Origin of the sequence: Micromonospora lupini str. Lupac 08 (genome assembly GCF_000297395.2) — a bacterium.
In the GTDB taxonomy this organism is placed as follows: domain Bacteria; phylum Actinomycetota; class Actinomycetes; order Mycobacteriales; family Micromonosporaceae; genus Micromonospora; species Micromonospora lupini.
The window spans coordinates 3,642,351-3,661,714 of the sequence record NZ_HF570108.1; the positions used below are offsets into that span (position 1 = coordinate 3,642,351).

Annotated in this window: 9 protein-coding genes; 6 read left to right on the forward strand and 3 right to left on the reverse strand. The window is 74.2% G+C overall.

What is annotated here, in order from left to right:
- Positions 1-81: 81 nt before the first annotated feature.
- Complete coding sequence (locus MILUP08_RS17835; protein ID WP_007460145.1) at positions 82-921, reverse strand: acyl-CoA thioesterase; 840 nt, start codon at positions 919-921, stop codon at positions 82-84.
- Positions 922-999: 78 nt separating this feature from the next.
- Here MILUP08_RS17835 and MILUP08_RS17840 point away from each other — a divergent pair, with 78 nt between their 5' ends.
- Both MILUP08_RS17840 and MILUP08_RS17845 read left to right on the forward strand, forming a co-directional pair.
- Positions 1,000-2,160 (forward strand): acyl-CoA dehydrogenase family protein, encoded by a 1,161-nt coding sequence (locus MILUP08_RS17840; RefSeq protein ID WP_007460147.1) that lies wholly within the window; start codon positions 1,000-1,002, stop codon positions 2,158-2,160.
- Between the two features lie 32 nt (positions 2,161-2,192).
- Positions 2,193-3,359: an acyl-CoA dehydrogenase family protein gene (locus tag MILUP08_RS17845; RefSeq protein ID WP_007460149.1), complete on the forward strand. Its 1,167-nt coding sequence runs from the start codon at positions 2,193-2,195 to the stop codon at positions 3,357-3,359.
- A gap of 85 nt (positions 3,360-3,444) precedes the next feature.
- Here MILUP08_RS17845 and MILUP08_RS17850 read toward each other — a convergent pair whose 3' ends face one another.
- A complete protein-coding gene (locus MILUP08_RS17850; RefSeq protein WP_039906196.1) occupies positions 3,445-3,840 on the reverse strand; it encodes a VOC family protein in 396 nt (131 codons plus the stop codon).
- 79 nt (positions 3,841-3,919) lie between these two features.
- Between MILUP08_RS17850 and MILUP08_RS17855 the strand changes: the two genes are divergently transcribed.
- A complete protein-coding gene (locus tag MILUP08_RS17855; protein ID WP_007460154.1) occupies positions 3,920-5,449 on the forward strand; it encodes a GMC family oxidoreductase in 1,530 nt (509 codons plus the stop codon).
- Between the two features lie 120 nt (positions 5,450-5,569).
- Here MILUP08_RS17855 and MILUP08_RS17860 read toward each other — a convergent pair whose 3' ends face one another.
- Positions 5,570-6,847: a condensation domain-containing protein gene (locus MILUP08_RS17860; RefSeq protein ID WP_007460156.1), complete on the reverse strand. Its 1,278-nt coding sequence runs from the start codon at positions 6,845-6,847 to the stop codon at positions 5,570-5,572.
- A 78-nt stretch (positions 6,848-6,925) separates the two neighbouring features.
- Here MILUP08_RS17860 and MILUP08_RS17865 point away from each other — a divergent pair, with 78 nt between their 5' ends.
- Genes MILUP08_RS17865 through MILUP08_RS17875 form a run of 3 tightly spaced genes read left to right on the forward strand, consistent with a single transcriptional unit; the run spans position 6,926 to position 19,363 of the window.
- On the forward strand, positions 6,926-7,894 hold the full coding sequence (locus MILUP08_RS17865; RefSeq protein WP_007460158.1) for a ferritin-like domain-containing protein: 969 nt from the start codon (positions 6,926-6,928) through the stop codon (positions 7,892-7,894).
- 16 nt (positions 7,895-7,910) lie between these two features.
- Positions 7,911-14,339 (forward strand): non-ribosomal peptide synthetase, encoded by a 6,429-nt coding sequence (locus tag MILUP08_RS17870; protein ID WP_007460159.1) that lies wholly within the window; start codon positions 7,911-7,913, stop codon positions 14,337-14,339.
- The gene (locus MILUP08_RS17875) at positions 14,336-19,363 is read left to right on the forward strand and encodes a non-ribosomal peptide synthetase (RefSeq protein ID WP_007460161.1); all 5,028 of its coding nucleotides are present in this window, start codon (positions 14,336-14,338) and stop codon (positions 19,361-19,363) included. Before MILUP08_RS17870 ends, MILUP08_RS17875 begins: the two co-directional genes overlap by 4 nt.
- Position 19,364: the final 1 nt, after the last annotated feature.

Sequence of the window (19,364 nt, forward strand, 5' to 3'; positions counted from 1 at the left end):
CCGCGCGGTCGCTGAAGGGCCGCGCGGTCGCTGACGGGCCGCGCGGTCGCTGAGGGGCCGCGCGGTTCGCCGACGGGCCGGTCAGACCGGGCTGGCCATCCGGTAGAGCATCTGCTGCCCGCCGGTGGCCAGCAACAGCCCGCTGTCGGACCAGACGCGGGCGCGGGCGCCGAGCACTCCACCGGTGGCGGCGGCGGCCTCGCCCTCCACCAGCAGCCAGCCGGCGCCGTCGTCGCCGCCCTGGAAGCCCACGTACAGGTCCATGCTCGGCGCCATGAAGGTGGTCCGCTCGAACGCCTGCACCACCGCCGGGAACTGCACCACGTCGACGGCGAAGACCAGTCGGGCCGCCGCCAGCCACGGGTCCGCGTCGGCGGGCAGCTCCTCGTGCAGCCGCAGCCAGCCCCGGATGGTCGGCACGCCGTCGCGTTGCGGCTGCCAGCCGCCGGCGGGCCAACCGGCAAGCCGTACCTCGTAGCACCGCTCCCAGATCGGCAGCACCGGCAGGCCGTCGCGGCGCATCAACTCGACAAGGGTGGGCAGCTCGTCGGGCTTGGGCAGGTCCGGTGGCGGCATCCAGCGCCGTTCGGGGCCGAGCAGGCCGGCGGCGATGGTCCAGACGTGCGCGGTGAGCAGGATCCGGCCGCGCTGGCGCAGCGTGACGTGCAGGGCGGCCGCGCGGCGGGTGCCGTGCACCCGGGCGACCTCGACGTCGACGTCGCCGTAGCGTGGCGGCGCGAGGAACTGGCAGCTCAGGCTCACCGGCAGCATGGTCCCGGCCTCCTCGCCCGCCGCGCGCAGCGCGATCGCGGCCAGGTAACCGCCGTTGGGGCCCCAGACCGACCAGTCCTCGGACAGGTGGGCCCGGTACTGGCCGGGTGCGGTCTGCCGTACCGCGGCGTCGTCCGCGAGACTGGCCATCGAGGACCCCTTCCGGCGTTGGGACGCGTGAAAACAAGATACTGCAGATCAAAACCAGATACGAGTACGATGCGGCGCATGGATCTGCGTGACAGCGCCGAGGAGGCCGAGTTCCGGGCGGGCCTGCGGGCCTGGTTGGCGGGCGCGGTGCCGGTGACCACCGGCCCGGACGGAGCGCCGCCGCAGGGCCGGTGGGGCGACATCGAGGCGGTGCGGTCGTACACCCGTGCGCTGCACGACGCCGGATACGCGGGCCTGACCTGGCCCGCCGAGCACGGCGGACGCGGGTTGTCCCCGGCCTACCAGGCGATCTACCTGGAGGAGACGGCCCGGGCCGAGGCCACCGAGCACATCGGGGTCATCGGCCTGGGCATGGTGGGGCCGACCATCATCGCCTGCGGGTCGCCCGAGCAGCGCGCCTGGTACCTGCCCCGCATCCTCACTGGGGAGATCATCTTCTGTCAGGGCTTCTCCGAACCGGAGGCCGGCAGCGACCTGTCCGCCGTGCGGACCGTCGCGCGGCGCGACGGCGACGAGCTGGTGGTGACCGGGCGCAAGGTGTGGTCGTCGTACGCGCACCTCGCCGACCACTGCCTGCTGCTGGCGCGCACCGACCCCGGGCAGCGCCGCCACCGAGGGCTGTCCTGCCTGCTGGTGGACCTGCGCTCGGCCGGCGTCACGGTGCGCCCGATCCGCCAGATGACAGGCGAGGCGGAGTTCGCCGAGATCGAGTTCGACGAGGTGCGGGTGCCGCTCGACGCGGTGGTCGGCGCGGTCGACGACGGGTGGCGGGTCGCCATGACCACCCTCGCCCACGAGCGGGGCACCTTCGGGTTCACCCTGACCGCCCGGCTGGACGTGGCGTTCCGCCGACTCGTGGCGACCGCGAAGGCCCGAGGCCGGGACACCGACCCTCTGGTACGCGACCAGATCGCCGCCCGCTACGTGGAGTTGGAGGGTCTGCGCTGGACCAACCGGCGCGGACTGGCCGCGCTGGCGCGTACCGGCGTGCCCGGGCCGGAGACGTCGGTGATCAAACTGCGCTGGTCGCAGGCGCACCAGCGGCTCACCAGCTTGGCGGTGCAACTGCTCGGCGGGGACGCCGAACCCGACGGCTGGGACCCCTACTGGCGGCACCAGATGCTGCGCAGTCGCGCCAACACCATCGAGGGCGGCACCTCCGAGGTGCTGCGCAACCTGGTCGCCGAGCGCGTACTGGGCCTGCCCCGGTCGTACTGACCGCCGACCCGCCCACGACGAGGGGAGACCTGATGGACTTCGCGCTGACCGGTGAGCAGGAGGCGCTGCGGGACACCGCGGCGAAGTACCTCGCCGACGACCGGGGCGCCGGCGACGGGCGGCCCTGGACCGAGGTCGACGACCTGGGCTGGCTCGACGCGGAGCTGGGCACTGTCGAGTTGGCGTTGCTCGCCGAGCAGCTCGGTTGGGCGCGCAGCCCGTCACCGTGGTGGGCCACCGTGGGCCTGGCCGGCCCGGCGCTGCGGGCGGCCGGCCGGCCGGTCGCCGCTCCCGCGACGCTGGCCTGGGCGTGGGAGAACGGCCCCGACACCCTCGCCGAGGCGGTGGCCGCCGCCCGTCGACCGACGGTCACCGACCCCGCCGCGACGGGCGCTCGCTCCTCGACGGGCACCGACTCCGCCGCGGCGGCCGTGCCCTCGTCGACGGGCGACGTCGGCCGCGGCGGGACGCCGTCGACCCACACCCCGGGGGTCGGTTGCGCCGTCGCCGCCGACGGGACGCTTACCGGACGTGCCATCCGCGTGCCGCACGCGGTCGACGCGGTGGACCTGGTGGTGGCCGCGAGCGGGCCGTACGGCGTGGAGCTGCGTCTGGTCGACGCGTCCGCCGTGCGGGTGACACCGGCCGGCGCCGGCGGACAGGCGCTCGACCCGAGCCGCCCCGTCTCGACAGTGGAGCTGACCGGCGTACCCTCGACGCTCCTCGTGGCTGCGGACGCCGCCGCCGACGTGCTGGCGCTGACCCGGCGGCGGGCCGGGGCGCTGCTCGCCGCCGAGGCCGTGGGCGTGGCGGCGAGGGCCCTCGCCCGGGCCGGCGGGTACGCCGCCACCCGCACCCAGTTCGGAGCGCCGATCGGCGCCAACCAGGCGGTCGCGCATCCCCTCGCGGAGTGCTACGGCCAGGTCGAGACGGCCCGGTCACTGGCCTACCGGGCGGCGTGGACTGTCGACGCCGAGCCGGGTCGGGTCGCCGACCAGGCGGTGCTCACGGCCAGCGTGGCCGCCCGGGAGGCCGCGCTCAGCGCCTGCGAGGCGGCCATCCAGACGTACGGGGGCAGCGGCTTCACCTGGGAGCAGCCGCTGCACCACTGGTACCGCAGGGCGTGGTGGCTGGCGACCTTCGACGGCACGGTCGCGGACGTCCGGGCCGAGCTGGCCGGGCTGTTGCTTGACGACTGACCCCGCCGAAGGCGCGCGGGCGGAGCCGGCCGCACGCGGCGGGCTCGCGCGGACCCCGGCCCCGCGGCGGGTCAGCGTTCGGCGGTCAGGACGAGCCGGGTCGGTAGGAGCCGAAGCTCCACAGGTTGCCCTCGGCGTCGCGGACCGAATAGCCCTGGCCGCCGTAGTCCTCGTCGCGGAGCTTCTGCACGACCTCGGCGCCGGCGGCGACGACCCGTTCGTAGTGCGCCGCCACGTCGTCGAGCACCACATAGGTCGCGGCGGGCCCGGTGTCCAGAACGAGCCGGCCGTCGCTGCCGTCCGTCTGGGAGGCGAGCATGACCATGCCGTTGCCCCAGGTCAGTTGCGCGTGACTGATGGAGTCGTCCGGGCCGGGGACGACCAGCTCCGCGCGGAAACCGACGACGTCGACCAACCACGCGACGGCGGCCGGCGCGTCGCGGTAGCGCAGGGTGGGGATGACTTCCGGGCCTCTGCTCATACACGAGAGTCTAATGAAGAATCGCGGATAGCACATGTGATGCGTCCTGGCATGTCGCGTATTCGGCTACGCTGAGCCCATGCTTCGCTACGATTTCGTGGTCGTCGGCGCGGGCGCGGCCGGCGCGGTGCTCGCGGCCCGCCTGAGCGAGGATCTGGGCCGTTCCGTGTTGTTGTTGGAGGCCGGCCCCGACCTCGTCGGGGCGGCGGCGCCGGAGGCGTTGCGGACCGGCTCGGTGGAGGCCGAGGACGGCTTCGACTGGGACCTGCGGGCGACAGTCGTCGCCGGTCGGGAGGCGCCGCTGCGGCGCGGCCGGGTGGTCGGCGGCTCGACGCAGATCAACGACCGGGGCGCGATGCGGGCGCCGGCCGCCGACTTCGTCTCCTGGGGCGCGCGCGGCCTGCCGGAGTGGGACTGGCCGGCGGTGCTCCCGGCCTTTCGCCGGTTGGAGGCCGACCAGCAGTTCGGCGACCGTGACCACCACGGCGCGGACGGGCCGGTCCCGATCACCCGGTGGCCGCGCGGTGAGCTGACGCCGGCGATGGACGGCTTCCTGCAGGCCACGCTCGGCCTGGGCCACGACTACCAGGAGGACATGAACGCCCCCGACGCCGTCGGCATCGGGATGTATCCGCAGAACCGGCGCGACCGGCTGCGAATGTCCACCGCCCTCACCCACCTCGACCCGGCCCGGTCGCGGTCCAATCTGGTCGTCCGCGGCGACGCCGAGGTCGAGCGCGTGCTGCTCGACGGCGGGCGGGCGGTGGGTGTGCAGGTCGCGGGGGAGCGGATCGACGCCGGCGAGGTGATCCTCTGCGCCGGCTCGCCGTACAGCCCGGCTCTACTGCTGCGCTCGGGCATCGGCCCCGCCGAGGAGCTGCGCGCGGCCGGCGTCACGCCGCTCGTCGACCTTCCCGGTGTGGGCGCGGACGTGATCGACCAGCCCGGCGCGATCATCCTGGTCGTTCCCGAGCCGGAGACGATCGGCGGCGACTGGCCGCGTACGCAGCTCATCGCGCGGCTCGCCGGCATCCCGGGTCACGAGGTCGACCAGGCGTTCTACCTGAGCCTGTTCACCGGCATGAGCACGTCGCGGGGCCCCGGCGCGGGTCTGGACCGGATCATCGGCGTCGACCAGGTCAACACCGTGATGATCGGTGACATGGCGATGTCCTCGCGCGGACGGATCTCGGTGCGGGACGCCGACGGGGCGAGCCCACCCGCGGTCGACCTCGGGTTCTACACCGCCGAGGGCGACCTCGCCCGGATGCGCGACGCGTACCGGCACGCGTGGGAGATCGCCAACCAGGCCGCGTTCACCAAGACGGTCGCCCGGTTCGCGCTCGTCGACGACGCGGTCGTGGGCGACGACGAGCAGCTCGACCACCTGCTGCGCGCCACCACGTACAGCCGGTTGAACCTGGTCGGCGGCGCGCGGATGGGCGCGGCGGACGACACGGGCGCGGTCGTCGACGGGCGCTGCAGGGTGCGTGGGGTGGCCAACCTGCGGGTCGTCGACGCCAGCATCGTTCCGGTGCCGCTGCGCGCGCCGGCCGCGTTGACCAGCATCATGATCGGCGAACGCGGGGCCGAGCTGATAGCGGGCTAGCGCCTGGGGCGAAGCTCGTGGGCGGGCCTAGGGCCTGTTTCATAAGGACTGGCCGGCCTGCGGCGGGCCCGGTCGTCGCCCGGACTCCGCCTCGGCTCGACCGCCCTTATGAAACAGGCCCTAGCGGCGCAGCAGCGCCGACAGCGACGCCGACGGGTTGCCCACCACCGCCCGCGCCACGGCGACGTAGCCGTCGAGCAGGCGTACGGCGTCGGCCGGGGCCAGCCGCGGCGTGTGGAACAGCACCACCCGCAGGCCGTCGCCGCGCGGGGCGATCGCCAGCTCGGTGCCGAAGCGGCTGCCGATCGCCTCGGGGACGAGCAACTCGAACTCGGTGTCGCCGACGCGTACGCGGTGGGACAGCTCGGCCATCATCTGGAACACCACGTCGTCGACCCGGCCGCCGAGGTTGGCGCTGCCGGTGGCGACGGCCTGGTAGGGCTGCTCCTGGTTGGCGAAGGCGGCGGCTGTCGTCGCGTGGGTCGCCTGGAGCAGGGCCGCGAAGGTGGCGAACGGCGGCAGCCGGGTGCGCAGCACCACCATGTTGGCGCAGAAGCCGACGGTGCGTTGACTCTCCGGCCGGGCGCGGTTGGCGAACAGCGACGCGACCGCGAGGTCGCCCTGACCGGTGACGCGGTGCAGGACGGCGTAGTAGACGGCCAGGGCCACGGTGAACAGCGTCGTGCGGTGTCGCCGGGCCAGGGCGCGCAGCCCGTCGGCGACTGTGGCCTCGAGGTCGCGGGCCAGCACGCCCGGGGTGGCGTCCGGGGGTGGCTCGCGGTACGGCAGGCGCGGCAACCGCAGCCCGGTCAGCTGACCGCGCCAGAACTCGCGGTGCCGGTCCAGCTCCGTGCCGGCCAGCCGGTCCTCCTGCCAGGCCACGAACTGCGGGTACTGCCACCGCACCGGGGGCAGCTCGGCCGACGCGTCGGCGTAGAGGGTGCGCAGCTCCTCGAAGAGCAGCCCGCACGACCACGCGTCGGTGACCAGGTGGTGCATGGTGAAGCACACGATCACCTCGCGGTCGCTGACCCGCCAGGCGGTGGCCCGCGTCGGCCACCGTGTGACGTCCACCCGCGTGGCCAGCTCGGTGGTGACCGCGGCGTCGGCGGCGGCGTGCGGATCCGACTCGCCGCGCAGGTCGACCACCCGCAGCTCGACGGGTCGCGGGTCGTGCACGAGCTGGGACACCCGTGGTCCGCGTCCCACGACAGTGGTCCGCAGCGCCTCGTGCCGCGCGGTCAGCGCGGTGAGCGCCCGCTCCAGCGCGCTCAGGTCGACAGTGCCGGTGAGGCGGCACAGCAGCGGGCAGTTCAACGCGCCGTGGTCCGCCCGGTAGTGCTCGATGATGCCGAGCAGCCGCTGTCCCACGGAGGCCGGTACGGGTCGGGGGGCCACGACACGACGGTACCGCTCGTCGTTGTATCTGTCATCAAGGGTCTGGCATCTTGTGTTGTCTCTCGGTACCTTGGGCGCATGTCTGGTCTGTCGGTGACCACCCCCGTGCACGCGCAGCTGACGTGGCACTACGAGTCCGAGATGCCCCGGGTGCTCTCCCTCTACGAACGGGCCAAGAGCGCGCAGTGGAACGCCAGCACCGATGTCGACTGGTCGATCGAGGTGCCGTTCGGTGAGCCGTTGCCCGACGACTCCGCGTTCGCCATGGCGTCGTTCGAGGCGTCCCCGTTGGCGCGACGCGGCCGACCCATGTGGGACACGTTCCGCTGGGAGCTGCAGTCGTGGATGGTGAGCCAGTTCCTGCACGGTGAGCAGGGCGCGCTCGTGGTCGCCGCGCGCCTGGTCGAGGTGGTGCCGGACATCGACAGCAAGTACTACGCCGCGAGTCAGGCCGCCGACGAGGCCCGGCACGTCGAGGCGTTCTCCCGCTACCTGCGCGAGAAGGTGCCGCACCCGTACCCGATCAACCCGGCGCTGTCCGAACTGATCAAGGACCTGCTCTCCGACTCCCGGTGGGACATCACCGCGCTGGGCATGCAGATCGTGGTCGAGGCCCTGGCGATGGCCGCGTTCCGGCTGGCCAACAGCACCTTCCACGACCGCCTCATCTGCGACATCACCCGCCTCGTGGCCCGCGACGAGGCCCGGCACGTGTCGTTCGGGGTGCTGTCGCTGGAGGGCATCTACCGGGAGATGACAAGCGCCGAGCTGGCCGACCGCGAGGACATGGTGCTCGACTCCGCGAGCCTCATGCGCCGCCGGTTCCTGCTGGAGGACGTCTGGGAGCGCATCGAGGTGGACCGGGGCGAGGGCGTCGACTTCGCCGCGCACAACGAGCTGATGATCAAGTATCGGCAGGCGATCTTCGCCCGCGTGGTCACCGCGCTGTCCAACATCGGCCTGCTGACTCCCCGGGTCCGCGAGGGCCTGGAGCGGCTGGACCTCATCGGGTTCGCCGACCGCTCGATCCGCGTTCCGCGCGCCTGAGGAGTCGGGAGGAGACATGCCAGTGCTGACCACGCTGACCCTCGACGGCATGTGCGACGACGTCGCGTCGCTGCTCGACGAGCCGGTGTCACCCGACGAGGATCTGCTGGAGCGCGGCCTCGACTCGATCGGGCTGATGCGGCTCGCCGCCCGCTGGGCCGGCGCGGGTCTCACCTTCGCCCAGCTCATCGAGCTGCGCAGCGTCCGGCAGTGGCACGCGCTGGCCCACCCGGCGTCGCCTCCCGACGAGTCGGAGGCCCTCGCCGCCGAGGACGAGGCGACTGTCGACCCGGACGAGCCGTTCGCCCTGGCGACGATGCAGCACGCGTACTGGGTTGGACGGGCCGGGGAGCAGGCCCTCGGTGGCGTGGGGGCGCACTTCTACAACGAGTTCGACGGTCGGCAGGTGGACCCCGACCGGCTGGAGGTGGCCATCCGGGCCCTGGTGCGCCGCCACGACATGCTGCGGGCCCGCTTCCTCGACGACGGCCGACAGCAGATCACCCCGGACGGCGCCTGGCCCGGCCTGACCGTGCACGACCTGCGGCACCTGCCGGCGCACGAGCGGGACCGGCGGCTGGCCGACCTGCGCGCCACCCTGTCGCACCGCACCCTGCGGGTGGACCGGGGCGAGGTGTTCGACGTCCAGCTCTGCCTGCTGCCCGACGGGGCGAGCCGGGTGCACGTGGAGATCGAGATGCTGGTCGCCGACGCGCACAGCTTCCGGGTGCTCCTCGCCGACCTCGCCCACCTCTACCGCCGGCCCGACGAGCCGCTGCCGCCCATCGACTACAGCTATCCCCGCTACCTGGCCACCCACGAGCGGCGGCGGGCCGACGCCCGCGAGGCCGCCGCCGGCTACTGGCGTCAGCGGGTACCCGACCTGCCCGGCGGGCCCGACCTGCCGGTGGCCGTGGCCCCGGAGCGGGTCAGCGGGCATCGGGTCATCCGCCACCACCACTGGCTCTCCGGCGCCGACCGGGACCGGCTCGCCGCCCGCGCGCGGGAGCACGGCGTCACCCTGTCGATGGTGTTCCTGACGGCCTTCGCCGAGGTCCTGGCCGCCTGGAGCAGCCGGCAACGCTTCCTGCTCAACCTGCCGCTGTACGACCGGACGCCGTACCACCCGGACGTGCCGTTGCTCAGCGGGGACTTCACCAACCTGCTGCTGCTGGAGGTCGACGCCACCGACGAGGTGCCGTTCGTCGACCGCGCCCGCCGCCTGGGCGAGCAGTTCGCCCGGGACGTGGCGCACAGCGCGTACTCCGGGGTGGACGTCCTGCGCGACCTGGCCCGCGCCCGCTCCGACCGGGCCGTGCTCGCGCCCGTGGTCTTCACCAGCGCGCTCAGCCTCGGCGACCTCTTCGGCGCCGACGTGCGGGAGTGCTTCGGCGACCCGGTGTGGACGTCGTCGCAGACCCCGCAGGTGTGGCTGGACAACCAGGTCACCGAGCGCGAGGGCGGCCTGTACCTCAACTGGGACGTGGTGGCGGAGTTGTTCCCGCCGGGTGTGTCCGAGGCGATGTTCGCCGCGTACGTCCGGCTGCTCACCGGGCTGGTCGACGGCGACTGGGCCGCGTCGCCGGGCGACCTGCTGCCGCGCGAGCAGCGGGCGGTCCGGCGGCGGGCCAACGAGACCGCGGCGACGCTGCCGGTGGGCCGACTGCACGACGGGTTCTTCGACCGGGCGGCGCGGGAGCCCGCTCGGGTGGCGCTGCTCGGCGACGGGGTGTCGGTGTCCTACGGCGAGCTGGCGGGGAAGGCGTTGACGCTGGCCGGGGCGCTGGCACGGGCCGGGGTCGCGCCGGGGGACGCGGTGGGTGTGTGCCTGCCCAAGGGCGTCGACCAGGTCGTGGCGGTGCTGGGTGTGCTGGCCGCCGGTGGCGTGTACGTACCGGTCGGCGTGGACCAGCCGGCCGCCCGACGCGACCGGATCTGGCAGCGGGCCGGCGTGGAGACGGTCGTCGGCGCGGACGGGCTCGACCCGGCCGGTGACGGCGGCCCGGCCCTGGACGGCTGCGTGCCCGGTGACCCGGCGTCGGTGGCGTACGTCATCTTCACCTCCGGCTCCACGGGTGAACCCAAGGGTGTCGACGTGCCGCACTCGGCCGCCGGCACCACCATCGAGGCCATCCGCCGGCGGTTCGACATCGGCGCGGACGACCGGGTCCTCGCCGTGTCGGCGCTGGACTTCGACCTGTCGGTGTTCGACATCTTCGCGCTGCTCGGCGTCGGCGGCGCGGTGGTGCTGATCGGCGAGGAGCAGCGACGCGACGCGAGCTCCTGGCGTCGGCTCGTCGACGCCCACCGGGTCACCGTCTGGCAGTCGGTCCCCGCGCTGCTGGACATGCTGCTGACCGCCGCCGAGGCCGCCGGCGGGCTGGACCACCTGCGACTGGCGCTGCTCGGCGGCGACTGGGTCGGCCTGGACCTGCGCGACCGACTGGTGGCGCTGCGCCCCGACGCCCGGCTCGTCGCGCTGGGCGGCACCACCGAGACCGCCATCCACTCGACGGTCTTCGAGGTGGGCGAGGTGCCGCCGCACTGGCGGTCCATCCCGTACGGGGTGCCGCTGCCGAACCAGCGTTGTCGCGTCGTGGACGGGCGGGGACGGGACTGTCCGGACTGGGTGGTCGGCGAGTTGTGGATCGGCGGGGCCGGGGTGGCGGCCGGCTACCGGGGGGACCCGGAGCGCACCGCGCAGCGGTTCGTGACCCACGACGGGATGCGCTGGTACCGCACCGGTGACCTGGGCCGGTACTGGCCGGACGGGACCCTGGAGTTCCTGGGCCGGGCCGACTTCCAGGTCAAGATCCGCGGGCACCGCATCGAGCTGGGCGAGGTCGAGGCCGCCCTGACCGACTGCCCCGGGGTGCGCGAAGCCGTCGTGGTGGCGGTGGGCGCCAGCACCCGCCGGCTCGCGGCCGCCGTCGTACCGTCGGCGTCCGACCTGGATCCGGAGACGGTACGGGCGTTCGTCGTCGACCGGCTGCCCGCGTACATGGTGCCCGAGCACGTCGCCGTGCTCGACGCGCTGCCGCTGAGCGGCAACGGCAAGATCGACCGGCCGGCGCTGGCACGACGCCTCGCCGAGGGCGTCGGCCGCTCCACCGAGGTCGAGCCACCCGTCGGGCCGGTCGAGACGGCGCTGGCCACCCTCTGGGCCGACCTGCTCGGCGTGCCGACCGTCGGCCGCGCCGACAGCTTCTTCACCCTCGGCGGGGACAGCCTGCTCGCCACCCGCCTGCTCGGACGGATGCGCTCGGCCGGGCTGGCCGGCGGGCAACTGCGCCGCCTCTTCGCCGAGCCGACACTCGCCGGATTCGCCGCCGGCGTACGCCTCGACACCGGCGCCGCGCTGACCGGGACCTTCGTCGCCGACCCCGCGAACCGCCACGAACCGTTCCCCGCGACCGACGTGCAGCGGGCGTACTGGATGGGCCGCAGCGGCGACTTCGCCCTCGGTGAGGTCGGCTCCCACTGGTACTGGGAATTCGACGGCGAGGACGTGGACCTCGACCGGCTCACCGCGGCCTGGAACCGGCTGGTCCGCCGGCACGAGATGCTGCGGGCCGTCTTCGACGCCGACGGACGCCAACGCGTCCAACCCGAGGTGCCCGAGGTGACCATTCCGGTCGGTGAGGGCGAGGCAGCGCTCGCCGACCTGCGCGACCGGCTGTCACACCGGGTCGCCGACCCGACCCGCTGGCCGCTGGTGGCCATCGAGGCCGTCCGGTACGGCGAGCGCCGCGTCCGGCTGGCGTTCAGCTTCGACTACATCGTGCTCGACGCGCTCAGCATCGTGACCGTCTTCGCCGAACTGTCCGCCCTCTACGTCGACCTCGACGCGCCGCTGCGCCCGATCGGCGTGTCGTTTCGCGACTACGTGCTCACCGCCCGGCCGGACGAGGCGACAGTCGAGGCGGACCAGCGCTACTGGTCGGCGCAGGCCGCCGAGATGCCCCCCGCGCCGCAACTGCCGCTCGCCGTCGACCCGGACCGGGTACGCGCCCCCCGCTTCGTCCGCCACGCGGCGCGGCTCGACCCCGCCGAGTGGACCGCCCTGGTCGACGCCGCCCGCGCCCACGGGGTGAGCCCGGCCGCCGTGCTCGCCACCGCGTACGCCGAGGTGCTCTCGGCCTTCAGCGCACGGCCGGACCTCACCCTCAACCTGACCCTCTTCGACCGCCGTGAGGTGCACCCCGACATCGACCACGTGCTCGGCGACTTCACCTCGCTGCTGCTCGTCGGCCACCGCCCCGGCACGGGCGACGACTTCCTGACCCTGGTACGCCGATTGCAGGAGCGGATGTGGGACGGTATGGAGCACAACGCCGTCTCCGCCATCTGGGTGCTGCGGGAGATCGCGCGACGCACCGGCGCCCCCGCCGCAGCCATGCCTGTGGTCTTCACCAGCGCGCTGGGCATCAGCGACGAACTGGTGAGCATGTCCCTGCCGTTCGGTGAGCAGATCTGGGGCGCCTCGCAGACCCCGCAGGTGTGGCTGGACAACCAGGTCATGGAACGCGACGGTGGCCTGAGCATCAACTGGGACGTGGTGGCGGAGCTGTTCCCGCCCGACGTGGTCGAGACGATGTTCGCCGCGTACGTCGGGCTGCTGACCAGCCTCGCGGCCGGGAACTGGGCGCGGACCGTGCCGGTCGGGCTCCCCGCCGGGCAGCGGGCCGTGCGCGAGCGGGTCAACGCGACGGCCGCGCCGATTCCGCCCGGCCTGCTGCACGACGGGTTCTTCGACCGGGCGGTGCGGGAGCCCGCTCGGGTGGCGTTGGTCGGCGACGGGGTGTCGGTGTCCTACGGGGAGCTGGCGGGCAAGGCGTTGACGCTGGCCGGGACGTTGGCACGGGCCGGGGTCGCGCCGGGGGATGCGGTGGGTGTGTGCCTGCCCAAGGGCGTCGACCAGGTCGTCGCGGTGCTGGGTGTGCTGGCCGCCGGTGGCGTGTACGTGCCGGTAGGGGTGGACCAGCCGGTGGTCCGCCGGGAGCGGATCCTCGCCCGCGCCGACGTGAAGACGGTGGTCGGCGCGGACGGGCTCGACCCGGCCGGCGACGGCGGCCCGGCCCTCGACGGCTGCGTCCCGGTGGACGCGGCGTCGCTGGCGTACGTCATCTTCACCTCCGGCTCCACCGGTGAGCCCAAGGGCGTCGAGGTGTCCCACGCGGCGGCCACGAACACGATCGCGGCGGTCAACGACCGGCTGCGCCTGAGCCCGGACGACCGGGTCCTCGCCGTGTCGGCGCTGGACTTCGACCTGTCGGTGTACGACATCTTCGCCCCGCTCGGCGTCGGCGGCGCGGTGGTGCTCGTCGAGGAGGGGCAGCGACGCGACGCCCGCACCTGGCTGCGGCTCGTCCGCGAGCACCACGTCACCATCTGGAACACCGTGCCCGCCCTGCTCGACATGCTGCTCACCGCGGCCGGCGACGAACCGCTCGGCGCGTTGCGGCACGCCCTGGTCTCCGGCGACTGGGTCGGCCTGGACCTGCGTGACCGGCTGGTCGCCCGCCGACCCGAGGCCCGGCTCACCGCCCTCGGCGGCGCCACCGAGGCGGGCATCTGGTCCAACGCGTTCGAGGTGCGCGAGGTGCCGCCGCACTGGCGGTCCATCCCGTACGGCTTCCCGCTGCCCAACCAGCGTTACCGCGTGGTGGACGGGCGGGGACGGGACTGCCCCGACTGGGTGGTCGGCGAGTTGTGGATCGGCGGGGCCGGGGTGGCGGCCGGCTACCGGGGGGACCCGGAGCGCACCGCGCAGCGGTTCGTGACCCACGACGGGATGCGCTGGTACCGCACCGGTGACCTGGGCCGCTACTGGCCGGACGGGACCCTGGAGTTCCTGGGCCGGGCGGACTTCCAGGTCAAGATCCGCGGGCACCGCATCGAGCTGGGCGAGGTCGAGGCCGCCCTGACCGACTGCCCCGGCGTGCGCGAGGCCGTGGTGGTCGCCGTGGGCACCAGCACCCGCCGCCTCGCCGCCGCCGTCGTACCGGAGGCGGGCGTCACCCTCGACCCGGACGCCACAGGCGCGTTCGTCGTCGACCGGCTGCCCGCGTACATGGTGCCCGAGCACGTCGCCGTGCTCGACGCGCTGCCCCTGAGCGGCAACGGCAAGATCGACCGGGGCGCGGTGGCCACCCTGCTCGCCAGCGGCGACAACGCGCCGGCCCACGAGCCACCCCACGCCGGCCTAGAGAGCGACCTCGGCGCGCTCTGGGCGGAACTGCTGAACGGCCCCGTTCCCGGCCGCACCCGCAACTTCTTCAGCCTCGGCGGGGACAGCCTGCTCGCCACCCGGCTGCTGGCCGTGCTGCGGGAACGCTACGGCGTCGACCTGCCGATGCGGGGCCTGCTCGACCGACCGACCATCGCGGACCTGGCCACCGCCGTGCAGCATGCCGCCGGCACGTACGAGGAAGGCAGCATATGAACGGGCAGGACCTCATCGCCGAACTGGCGCAGGTCGGCGTCCACCTCTGGGAGGAGGACGGCCAGCTCCGCTTCCGGGCACCCACAGGTGTTCTCACCGACCAGCGCCGCGCCGCGCTACGCCAGCACAAGGAGCAGGTGCTGGCCGTGCTGCGCGACGCCGCCGCGCCCACCGCCGTGGCGCACCCCGCGCAGCGGTACGAGCCGTTCCCGCTCACCGACGTGCAGAGCGCGTACCTGCTCGGGCGGGGCGACAGCTTCGCCTACGGCGGGGTCGGCTGCCACGGCTACGGCGAGCTGACCTTTGCCGAGCTGGACGTGGACCGGCTGGAACGCGCCTGGCACGAGGTCGTCGCCCGGCACGACATGCTGCGGGCCGTCGTCAACCGCGACGGCTCCCAGCAGGTACGACCCGACGTGCCGGCGTACCGCGTCGAGGTGCGTGACGCCGACGCGGCCGGCTTCGCCGACGCGGTGGCCGCCACCCGCGCCGAGCTGGACCACCGCCGTTACGACCCGCAGCAGTGGCCCCTGTTCGCGCTGCGGGTCACCCGCGGCCCGCAGCGCTGCGTCCTGCACTTCTCGATCGACTTCCTGATCTGCGACTTCGTCAGCATCAACATCCTGCTCGACGAGCTGGGCCGCCGCTACGCGGGTGACCCGCCCACCGACGAGTTGACGCTGACGTTCCGTGACCACCTGCTGGCCACCGAACCGCTGCGCGGCGGCCCCCGGCACGACGCCGACCGGGACTGGTGGCTGGCCCGGCTCGACGACCTGCCCCCGGCGCCGGAGCTGCCCCTGCGCGGCGACGCGACGGCCGCGCCGCCCCGGTTCCGCCGCCTCGACCTGCGGCTCGACCCGACCGAGTGGGCCGGGTTGCGCCAGCGCGCCGGGCAGCACGGCATCAGCCCGTCCGGGGCGGTGCTCGCCGCGTACGTCGAGGTGATCGCCGCGTGGAGCGTGCACCCGCGCTTCACCGTTGACGTCACCCTGCTCAACCGGACGCCCACGCACCCGCAGGTGGACCGGATCGTCGGCGACTTCACCTCGGTCAGCCTCCTCGCCGTGGAGCAGAGCCCGGACGCGCCCGTGCAGGAGCGGGCCAAGCGCATCCAGGCGCAGCTCTGGTCCGACCTGGACCACCGCCGGTTCTCCGGTGTCGACGTCGTCCGGGAACTGGCCCGTCGCCGGGGCGCCGACGCCGCGCTGATGCCCATCGTCTTCACCAGCGCCATCGGGCTGGGCGGCGACACCGGCGTGGAGGGCTTCGGCGAGCTGGGCTACGGCATCAGCCAGACCCCGCAGGTGTGGATCGACTGTCAGAACATCGAGCGCTCCGGTGGGCTGGCCACCAACTGGGACGTCCGCGAGGGCGTGTTCCCCGACGGTGTCGTCGACGAGATGTTCGCCGCGTACGCCACGCTGCTGCGCCGGCTGGCGGGCACCGACGAGGCGTGGGAGGAGCTGGCCCCGGTCGCGCTGCCCGAGGCGAGCGCCCGCCGCCGCGCCGAGGTCAACGACACCGCCGCGCCGCTGCCCGACGGGCTGCTGCACGAGGGGGTGCTCGCCCAGGCGCTGCGGACCCCGGACCGGGTGGCAGTGGTGGCCGCCGACGGCACCCTCACCTACCGGCAGCTCACCGGCCGTGCCACGGCGGTGGCCGCGCGGCTGACCGAGGCCGGCTGCCGACCCGGCGACCTGGTCGCGGTGGTCGCCGAGAAGGGCTGGCGGCAGGTGGTCGCGGTGTTCGGCGTCCTGCTGGCCGGTGGGGCGTACGTGCCTGTCGACACCAACCAGCCGCCCGTCCGCCGTGACCTGATCCTCGACGGCGCGGGGATCCGGTACGTCCTCACCGAGGCCGACCGGGTGGCCGGCGACTGGCCCGAGCCTGTGACGCCGATCGCGGTGGACGACCTCGACGGGCCCGCGCCGACGACCCTGCCGGCCCGCACGGTCGGCCCGGACGACCGCGCGTACGTCATCCACACCTCCGGGTCGACGGGCACCCCGAAGGGCGTGGTGATCACCCACCGGGCAGCCCTGAACACCGTGGCGGACATCAACGCCCGCTTCGACGTGACGCCTGACGACCGCGTCCTCGGCCTGGCCAGTCTGGGCTTCGACCTGTCCGTCTACGACCTGTTCGGCCCGCCGGCGGTTGGCGCGGCGCTGGTGCTGCCCGCGCCGCAGCGGCGGGGCGACCCGACCCACTGGGCGGAGCTGGTCGCCGAGAACGAGGTGACCCTCTGGAATTCGGTGCCGGCGCAGTTGCAGATGCTCGCCGACTACCTCGCGGCCGCGCCGATGGTCCGGATCCCCTCGCTGCGGCTGGCCCTGCTCAGCGGCGACTGGATCCCGGTCACCCTGCCGGACCAGATCCGCGATCTCGTCCCCGGTCTGGCCGTGGTCAGCCTCGGCGGCGCGACCGAGGCCGCCATCTGGTCGATCATCCATCCGATCGGGCGGGTCGACCCGTCGTGGCGCAGCATCCCGTACGGCGTGCCGCTGACCAACCAGAGCTGGCACGTCCGGGACGCCGCGCTGCGGCCCCGCCCGGACTGGGTCACCGGGGAGCTGTACATCGGCGGCGCCGGGCTGGCGGTGGGCTACCTCGGCGACGAGGCCCGCACCGCCGAGCGGTTCGTCACCGACCCGTCCACCGGCGAGCGGTTGTACCGCACCGGTGACCTGGGCCGCTACCAGCCCGACGGCACCATCGAGTTCCTCGGCCGGGAGGACTTCCAGGTCAAGATCCGCGGCCATCGGATCGAGCTGGCCGAGGTCGAGTCGGCGCTGCTCGCGCATCCGGGGGTGGGCGGGGCGATCGCGGTGGTCGACGGGGACCGTCCACTGGAGAGGCGGTTGGCCGCCGTCGTACAGCCCGCCGCCGTGGAGCCCGGCCCCGGGCAGCCGGTCGACCCGGCCGGACCCACCGCGGCCGGGTCCGCGCTCGTGGCCGGCACCGACCTGGGCGCCTACGAGGCGTACCTGCACGAGCTGGACTCACTCGGCCTCACCGCCATGCTGGACACCCTGCGCGCCGCCGGGCTCGCGCTCGACGACCGCCCGCACAGCCTGGCCGAGGTGTACGCCGCCACCCGCGTCGCGCCCCGGCACCGCCGGCTGCTGCGCCGCTGGCTGCGGGCGCTCACCGACAGCGGGGTGCTGCGCCACGACGACGACGGCTACCGGCTGGCCGGCGCGCCACCGCCGGCCGCGCGGGCCTGGGACGCGGTGGCCGAGCGGGCGGCGGCGGTCGGGGAGTCCCCCGAGCTGGTCCGCTACTTCCAGGCCAGCGCCACGGCGCTGCCGGCGCTGCTGCGCGGCGACGAGGACCCCCTCGCGCTGCTCTTCCCCGGCGGTGAGCTGGAGGTGTCGGACAACCTCTACGCCGACGCCCTGTTCAACAGGTGGGCCAACGCGGTCGCGGCGGCGACCGTCCGGTCGCTGGCCGAGCGGCTGGACGGGCCGCTGCGCATCGTCGAGGTCGGCGCCGGGTCCGGCGGTACGACAGCTGCGGTGCTCGACGCCCTGGACGGCCTGGACGTCGACTACCTCTACACCGACCTGTCCGCGTTCTTCCTCGGCGCCGGCCGGCAACGCTTCGCCGACCGGCCGGGGCTGCGTTTCGCACAGCTCGACCTCGACGCCGACCTGGCCGGGCAGGGCATGGCCCCGAACAGCGCCGACATCGTGATCGCCGGCGACGTCCTGCACGCCACCCGGGACGTGCCGGCCACGCTGGCCCGGCTGCGCGGCCTGCTCGCCCCCGGTGGGCACCTGGTGCTGCTGGAGATGACCCGGGAGCACTACCAGATCATGACGTCGCTGGAGCTGCTGGTGCGGCTCGACGACGACCTCGGTGACTTCGCCGACCTGCGCCGGGGCACCGACCGTACGTTCCTCACCGGCGACGAGTGGCGTGGCCTGCTCGCCGCCGCCGGGGCGTCGCCGGTGCTCGATCTGCCGCCGGCCGCCGACCCGATGGCCGGGCTCGGCATGCGGATCATCGCCGCGCGGGTGAAGGCCGACCGGCGGCGGGTGGTGCCCGACGAGCTGCGGGCGCACCTGGCCGACCGGCTGCCCGACTACATGATCCCGGGCGTGCTGCAGGTGGTGGACGACCTGCCCCGCACGGCCAACGGCAAACTGGACCGGGCGGCCGTACGCCGGCTGGTGGCGGCCACGACTGCCGGCCCCGAGGCGACCGCCACGGCCCCGCTCACCGATCTGGAGGAGCAGATCGCGGCCGTCTGGGCCGACGTGCTGCGGGTGGAGCGGGTCGGACGGGACGCGGACTTCTTCGCCCTCGGCGGTGACTCGCTGCTCGCCGCGAAACTCGCCGGTCAGCTCGCCGAGCGGGTGCCGGCCGCCGCCGACGTCTTCTTCGACGAGCTGCTGCGCCGGATCCTGGAGCACCCGACAGTCGCGGACCTGGCCGATCACCTGGCCGCCGTGGGCAGCGTCCGACCCGACGAGGAGCCGGCCGTCAGCGACACCGGCGAGGTGGTGGCGCTGGCCGGTGAGGGCCCGCCCCGCTACGTGCTGGTGCACGACGGCAGTGGCAGCCTCGACGGGTACGCCGGGCTGGCCGGGCGGCTGGCCGGCAGCGGTGCCGTGTGCGGGATCGTGGACGGCGGGCTGCACCGTTACGCGGGTCTCGACCCGGCGCCGCTCGTGCAACGCCTCGCCGCCGACTACACGAGCGCGCTGGCCGCGTACGTGTCGGCCGGGGAGCTGGTGCTGGTGGGTAGGGGTGCGGCAGGTGTGCTGGCGTTGGAGCTGGCCCGGCAGCTCACCGAGTCCGGGGTGGACGTCGCGACCCTGGTGATCGCCGACCCGGTCGACGGCGACGGCTACGGCAGTTCCCCGTACGCGGGCGACGTCACGCTGCTGTGCGCGGACGAGCCGGACCCGACGAGCGTCGACTGGTGGCGCGACGTGTGCCTGGGCGAGCTGACCGTGCGCCGGGTGCCGGACGATCCGGGTGAGTGGGCCGGCCCGATCGCAGGGGACGGTTGAC